Origin of the sequence: Dyella sp. SG609, assembly GCF_012275375.1 — a bacterium.
Classification (GTDB): Bacteria; Pseudomonadota; Gammaproteobacteria; order Xanthomonadales; family Rhodanobacteraceae; genus Dyella_D; species Dyella_D marensis.
The window spans coordinates 76,455-83,318 of record NZ_JAAZQJ010000007.1; the positions used below are offsets into that span (position 1 = coordinate 76,455).

General features: G+C 67.7%; 5 protein-coding genes. 1 reads left to right on the plus strand and 4 read right to left on the minus strand.

The window, feature by feature from the left end; genetic code table 11:
- Positions 1-3 precede the first annotated feature (3 nt).
- From nirB to FHW85_RS14235, 4 genes are all read right to left on the minus strand, one after another.
- Positions 4-2,571, minus strand: coding sequence for a nitrite reductase large subunit NirB (nirB, locus tag FHW85_RS14220; RefSeq protein WP_168648673.1), 2,568 nt, complete (start codon positions 2,569-2,571; stop codon positions 4-6).
- A 10-nt stretch (positions 2,572-2,581) separates the two neighbouring features.
- A complete protein-coding gene (locus FHW85_RS14225; RefSeq protein ID WP_167256093.1) occupies positions 2,582-3,916 on the minus strand; it encodes an MFS transporter in 1,335 nt (444 codons plus the stop codon).
- 285 nt (positions 3,917-4,201) lie between these two features.
- Positions 4,202-5,113: a hypothetical protein gene (locus tag FHW85_RS14230; protein ID WP_168648674.1), complete on the minus strand. Its 912-nt coding sequence runs from the start codon at positions 5,111-5,113 to the stop codon at positions 4,202-4,204.
- 1 nt (position 5,114) lies between these two features.
- Positions 5,115-5,519, minus strand: coding sequence for a hypothetical protein (locus FHW85_RS14235; protein WP_168648675.1), 405 nt, complete (start codon positions 5,517-5,519; stop codon positions 5,115-5,117).
- 376 nt (positions 5,520-5,895) lie between these two features.
- Between FHW85_RS14235 and FHW85_RS14240 the strand changes: the two genes are divergently transcribed.
- Positions 5,896-6,741 (plus strand): efflux RND transporter periplasmic adaptor subunit, encoded by an 846-nt coding sequence (locus FHW85_RS14240; protein WP_168648676.1) that lies wholly within the window; start codon positions 5,896-5,898, stop codon positions 6,739-6,741.
- Positions 6,742-6,864 lie beyond the last annotated feature (123 nt).

Consider the following 6,864-nt stretch of genomic DNA (forward strand, 5'->3'; position numbering starts at 1 on the left):
GCCTCACTCCGTCTCCACCACCACGGGAATGCCGCGCAATGCGCGCTTCTCCTGCACCGTCGCCGGCCGGATCTGCCCGCGCTCCGGCACGAAGGCCACGCGGTCGTCGCCGGCTTCGCTGTTGACGAAGTGGCGGAAGCGTGCGCGCACCGCGGGATCGGTCACCGCACGCTTCCACTCGCAGGCATAGGTGTCGACCACCAGGGCCATTTCGGCTTCGAGTTCCGCGGCCAGGCCCAGCTTGTCGTGCACGACCACGTCGCGCAGATAGTCCATGCCGCCTTCCAGCCCATCGCGCCACACGCTGGTGCGCTGCAGGCGGTCGGCGGTGCGGATGTAGAACATCAGGAAGCGGTCGATATAGCGAACGAGGGTGGCCGTATCCAGGTCGCCCGCCAGCAGCTCGGCGTGCCGCGGCTTCATGCCGCCATTGCCGCAGACGTAGAGATTCCAGCCCTTCTCGGTGGCGATCACGCCCACGTCCTTGCTCTGCGCCTCGGCGCATTCGCGCGCGCAGCCGGACACGGCGAACTTCAGCTTGTGCGGCGAGCGCAGTCCCTTGTAGCGGTTTTCCAGGTCGATCGCGGTGCCCACCGAATCCTGCACGCCATAGCGGCACCAGGTGGAACCCACGCAGGACTTCACCGTGCGCACCGACTTGCCATAGGCATGGCCGGATTCGAAGCCCGCTTCGATCAGTTCCTCCCAGATCAGCGGCAGCTGCTCCAGCCGCGCGCCGAACAGATCCACGCGCTGGCCGCCGGTGAGCTTGGTGTACAGGCCGTACGACTTGGCGATGCGGCCAATGGCGATCAGTCCATCCGGCGTCACTTCGCCGCCGGCCATGCGCGGCACCACCGAATAGGTGCCGTCCTTCTGGATATTGGCCAGGAAGTAGTCGTTGGAATCCTGCAGCGAAGCGTGTTCCTGCTGCAGCACGAATTCGTTCCAGCACGAGGCCAGGATGCTGGCCGCCACCGGCTTGCAGATATCGCAACCCAGCCCCTGGCCATGGCGCGCCAGCAGTTCGTCGAAGCGGCGGATGCGCTCCACGCGCACCAGGTGGTACAGCTCCTGCCGCGAATACGCGAAGTGCTCGCATAGATGGCTGGTCACCGCCAGGCCCTGGCGCACCATCTCCGCCTTCATGATCTGGGTGACCAGCGGCACGCAGCCGCCGCAGGTGGTGCCGGCGCGCGTGGCCTCTTTCAAGGCGCCGATGCTGGTGGCGCCCTCGCCCACCGCCTTGCACAACTGCCCCTTGGATACGTTGTTGCACGAACACACCTGGGCCGAGGCCGGCAGCGCATCGACCGCCAGCCCCGGTTTCGCCTTGCTGTCCGACGCGGGCAGGATCAGCGATTCCGGCGCCTCCGGCAGCTCCATGCCGTTGAGCATCATCTGCAGCAAGGTGCCGTACTCGGCGGCATCGCCCACCAGCACGCCACCGAGCAGGCGCTTGCCGTCTTCCGATACCACCAGCCGCTTGTAGACCTGGCGGCGCTCGTCGCTGAACTGATAGCTGCGGCTGCCCGGCGTGGCGCCGTGCGCATCGCCGAGGCTGGCCACGTCCACGCCCATCAGTTTGAGCTTGGTCGACATGTCGGCGCCGGCGAACTCCGGCAGGTCGCGCGCTTCCTCGCGCGTCAGCAGGGCATGCAGATGCTTGGCCACCACGCGCGCCATCTCGTAGCCCGGCGCCACCAGGCCGAACACCTTGCCGCCCCATTGCGCGCATTCGCCGATGGCGTAGACGTCGCGGTCGCGCGTGCGGCAGAAGTTGTCGACCATGATGCCGCCGCGCTGGCCCACGCCCAGCTCGCATTGCCGCGCCAGTTCGTCGCGCGGGCGGATGCCGGCGGAGAACACGATCAGGTCGGTCTCCAGGGTGCTGCCGTCGGCGAACTTCATGGCGTGACGTGCGCTGGTACCGTCAATGATCTCCTGTGTGTTCTTGCCCGTATGCACCACCAGGCCGAGTTCCTCGATGGTCCGGTGCAGGATGCGCCCGCCACCGTCGTCCACCTGCACCGCCATCAGGCGCGGCGCGAATTCCACCACGTGCGTTTCCAGGCCCATGTCGCGCACGGCCTTGGCGCATTCCAGCCCCAGCAGGCCGCCGCCGACCACCACGCCACGTTTGGATTGCGCGCCCCATTCGGCCAGTTCGGCGAGGTCGTCGAGCGTGCGGTAGGTGAGGCAGCCGCGGCGGTCGTTGCCGGGGATCGGCGGCACGAACGGCGTGGACCCGGTGGCGAAGACCAGCTTGTCGTACGGAACGACGTCGCCGTCGGCGGTGGTGACCCGCTTGAAGGCGCGGTCGATGCGCGCCGCGCGCGTGGCCAGGCGCAGATGCAGGCCGGGATGATCGAAGAAGCCGGGCGCCACCAGCGACAGCTCGTCCGCGCTGCGGCCGGCGAAGTAGTCGGACAGGTGCACGCGGTCGTAGGCGGGCCGGCTTTCCTCGCACAGCACCGTGATGTCCAGGCCGGGCGTGCCCAGCGCCACCAGTTCCTCCAGCAGCTTGTGGCCGACCATGCCGTTGCCGATCACCACCAGTCTCGTCGTCATGCGCGTCGCCTCAGTCGATGGCCAGGGCCGGCGCCGGCGTATCCACCGGCCCTTGCCGCAATACCCGCTCCTCGGCCACGTGTTCGCGGCTGAAGCGCACGGCGAGCGCGCACAGCGAGCCGGCCAGCACGAAGCCGCCCAGGTACATGAAAGTGAGCTGCACCGAGCCCAGCGATTTCTGCAGGAAACCCGCCGCCACCGCGCCCACGTTGCCGCCGGCACCGACGATGCCGGCCACGCCGCCCAGCGCCTTGCGGTCAATAAAAGGCACCAGCGCATACGTCGCGCCGCAGGCCATATGAGTGAACAGGCCGAAGGCGAGCATCGCGGCCACCGCGGTGGCGGCGCCCTGCGCGCTGGAGAACCACAGCAGCCCGATGCCTTCGAAGAACATCAGCAGGCACAGCAGGCGTGCGCGCGCCGGCAGGCCGTGCCGGCGCACCAGCCGGTCGGAAGCGATGCCGCCCAGCGCTCGTGCGAACAGGGCGAGCAGGCCGAAGCCGCCGACGGCCAGCCCCGCATCGCGCAGGCTCAGCGAGAAACGATCCACGTAGTAGCTGGCGGCCACGCCATGCACGAACAGCTCGATGCCGAAGCAGCCGGCATAGGTGACGAACAGCAACCACACGCGATAGTTGCGCGCCGCCGCGCGGAACGCCGCCCAGCCGCCGGGCTTGCCGCCGTCGATGGCGATGCCGCGCGCGCGCAGCTGGCGATAGTCGCCTTGCGGGCTGTCCTGCGTGCAGCGCCAGTACAAGATGCCGACGACGACCATCAGCACGCCCGGCAGCAGCATCGCAAGACGCCACCCCAGGCCCTGCCCCACGCCCAGCGCCAGCACACCGGCCAGCACCCATGGCATCGCCGCCTGCGCCGCGCCACCGCCGGCGTTACCCCAACCGGCCGCCGCCGCATTCGCCGTGCCCACGACCTGCGGCGCGAACATCACCGAGGTGTGGTACTGCGTGATCACGAAGCTGGCGCCGATCATGCCGATCGCCAGGCGCATGACCAGCAGGGATGCGTAGTCGTGCACCAGCAGCATGCCGAACACCGGCAGCGAGCCGAGCAGCAGCAAACCGGTATACACGCGGCGCGGCCCGAAGCTGTCGCACAGCGGTCCGATCAGCAGCCGGCCGAAAATGGTGACCGCGACCGCGGCGATATTGATGTCCGCGACCTGGCCCGGACTCAGATGCAGCTCGCCGCGTATCAACGGCATCAGCGGCGCGACGGAAAACCACGCGAAGAAACACACGAAGAACGCCAGCCAGCTGAGATGGAACGCACGCATCTGCGGCGTCCGCCATTGCAGCAGCTCGATCCGAGTCGCCTTGCCCGACATGCGCTTTCCCCCGCAGAGAACGAACACGTTGTGCTGCTATGCAACACGTGTGCCATGGGAGAAAAGCGTTGGAATTGCGGTGTTTGCTGAAAAGCTGGCGGATTCAGGCGGCTATTTGTGCACCAAGTTCATTCGTGCATGGAGGGCTTGCACCAGTGCAGTGCAGCATGCACCACCGCCGTAGGTTGGGGTGAGCCGGAGGCGAACCCCAACAAGCCCGCCATGCATCGCAACGTTGGGGTTCGCCTCCGGCTCACCCCAACCTACGGCGGTAACGGCGCTATCTCAGCGTGCCCCGCCCGTCTGCGAAAAACTCAACTCCGTGCACTTCTGCGCGCGCGCCTGCTTGTCCGTATCGCTGCCCGCCGCCATCGCCGCGCCCAGGCAATTGGTATACGCGTCGGTCGCCGCCGCGCGCCCCGCGCCTTCGGCCAGGCTCTGCGCCGCGATGCCGGTGGAGAACACCTTGCCGATCGCCAGGCCCACCGCGGTCGTCCCCGCATCGCTCTTGCCGTCGAAACGTCCATACACCGACAAGGCATCCTCGCGCACCAGCCCAAGCTGCTTGGCGGCTTCCAATGCGGCGGGCCGCTTGGCGGAAGCGGCCTGTTCGGCCGCCGTCAGCGACGGTGTCAGCTGCTGGATCTTGCTGTCGATGGTCTGGTTGCTCGCCTGCGCGCTCGCCAGCTGGCCCTTGGCATCCTGCAGCTGGCTGGCGGCTTCCTTGGTGTCCAGCCGCGAGGCCTTCAATTGCGTCAGCCGCGACGAGGCCAGCGCGAGCTGGCTTTTCAGCGGCTCGATCGGCGTCTTCTGGCTGCTCAGTGCCTGGATCGAACCCTTGGTGGTCTCCGCTGCCTTGGCCGCATTCAGATAGTCGTTGACCTTGGCCAGGTTCGCCGCGTCCGCGCTCTGCGGTTCCAGGTCGTTGGAGTTCGAATACTTGGCGCGGACCTGCTCCAGCACGAGATCCGAGGTGCCCGCCTTGTTCGCGCCCGCCACCGATACCGGCACGTAGGCCGCATCCAGCTGGTCGTAGCCGATGCTCAGCGTCGCCCCCGACGCGCTCGCCGGATTGGACGTGACGGTGACGCCGAAACTCACCCGCGACGAATACACCAACGCCGCCTGCGGCAACGGCGCGCACGCCGCCAGCGCCAACAGGCTCAATGCCACTGCCGTCCTTGCACGAAGATCCATGTCATCCCCCTTGATGTGTGTTGACCTCACAGACGTGCTCCAACGAACCACCGCCCTTGCGCAATTGCTCCCTGATCGCTGCCGCCTCTTCGGCGCTGCGGATGATCACGATCAGCCGGCACTGGTCCGGCTCCTTGCTGCTGACCACCAGCTGCCGCGCCCAGCCCAGCGAAGTGCCGTAGGCCACCGGCACCATGCCGAAGCCCGCGGTTTCGACCAGCAGCAGGGACGCGCCCGGATCGGGCTCCAGGCGCAGCACGCCGAGCCGGTAGGACACCGTGGTCTTGCCCCCTTGCACCACGCGCACCTGGGTGCAGGCCGCCAGCGCGACGCATACGGCAGGCACGGCAAGGCGCACGGCCCAGGCCCGCACCCGAAGGCGCGGGCAGTCGCGCAGCTTGAACAAGGCATTCCCCCTGATGGAATGGCCGCGGTCGAATAACACAGAAATCGATAGCCGGGCGTGAAACCGGGCTGCCCGGCGCCTAGGAATATTTCTGGCCGCCAGCAGCTGGCCAAGCCGCCGAAGCGCCGCCCGCGGCTGGCCCGAAACGACAAATCCAAGCCTTTCAGGCACATCCCCGGGCGCCCCGGAAACCGCAAAAACTTACGTCGATCAGACCCTTGCCGGCGCAGGAACGAGCCGCTAATTTTTGTGAGCGCGGACACGCTTGGACGGGTCACAGGGGGCTCGTCGGCGGCGTCCGCGACTGAAGGGGGACAAAGGAATGACTCTTACGGCTGGGCCTTCGGGCCGCCGCCGGGCATGGAACCGCCCGTGCATGGCGCGCGCTTGCGCGCCTGCGAAACGCCACCGCCATCTGCTGCCCCTGTGCGCCCTGCTGGCCTGGTCCGCGGGTTCCGCGCAGGCCGCCAATCCGCCGTCCTACGACTGCCTGATCGAGCCGACCCAGACGGTCGAGCTGGGCGCGCCGGTGAGCGGGCTGATCGACCGCGTGCTGGTCAAGCGCGGCGACCGCGTGGCGCACAACCAGATCCTGGCGACGCTGGAATCGCATGCCGAACAGGCGGCGGCAGATCTTGCGCATTACAAGTCGCAACTTGCCGGTCCCAGCCAGCAGGCGCAGAGCAAGATCGAATTTTCCCAGCGCAAGTTCGCCCGCCGCCGCGACATGGCGGCGGAAAAACTCATGTCCAGGCAGGACAGCGACGATGCCGAGGCCGAGCTGAAACAGGCCCAGGCCGAACTGGTTACCGCCAAGGAAAACCGCGAGGTGGCGCGCCTGGAATACGTCCAGCAAAGCAGCCAGCTCGCGCTGCGCACCATCCGCAGCCCGTTCGACGGCGTGGTGGTGGACCAGATGATGTGGCCCGGCGAAATCTTCGAGCCCGGCGCCACCAAGCACGCCGTACTCAAAGTTGCGCAGCTCAATCCGCTGCGCGTGCGCGTGGTGATGCCGCTGCGCGCGTTCGGCGAACCCGCGGCCGGCATGGAGGCCAGCATCGCACCGGAGATTCCCGCCGGCAGCCATTACAGCGCGAAGGTGGCCAGCGTCGACCGCATGGTGGACGCCGCCAGCGGCACCTTCGTGGTCTTCATGGACCTGCCCAATCCCAAGCTCGACATCCCTTCGGGCGTGAAGTGCAAGGCCACCCTGGCCAAGTAAGCCAGCACCGATTCGAAACGGCGACGCCAGCGCGGCGCCGGCATGCAGCACCGCACGCACCCTATTCATCTCAACGTCGATCGGCCACCGCGCATGCGCGGCAGGGCCTGCCAAGAGGGCAAC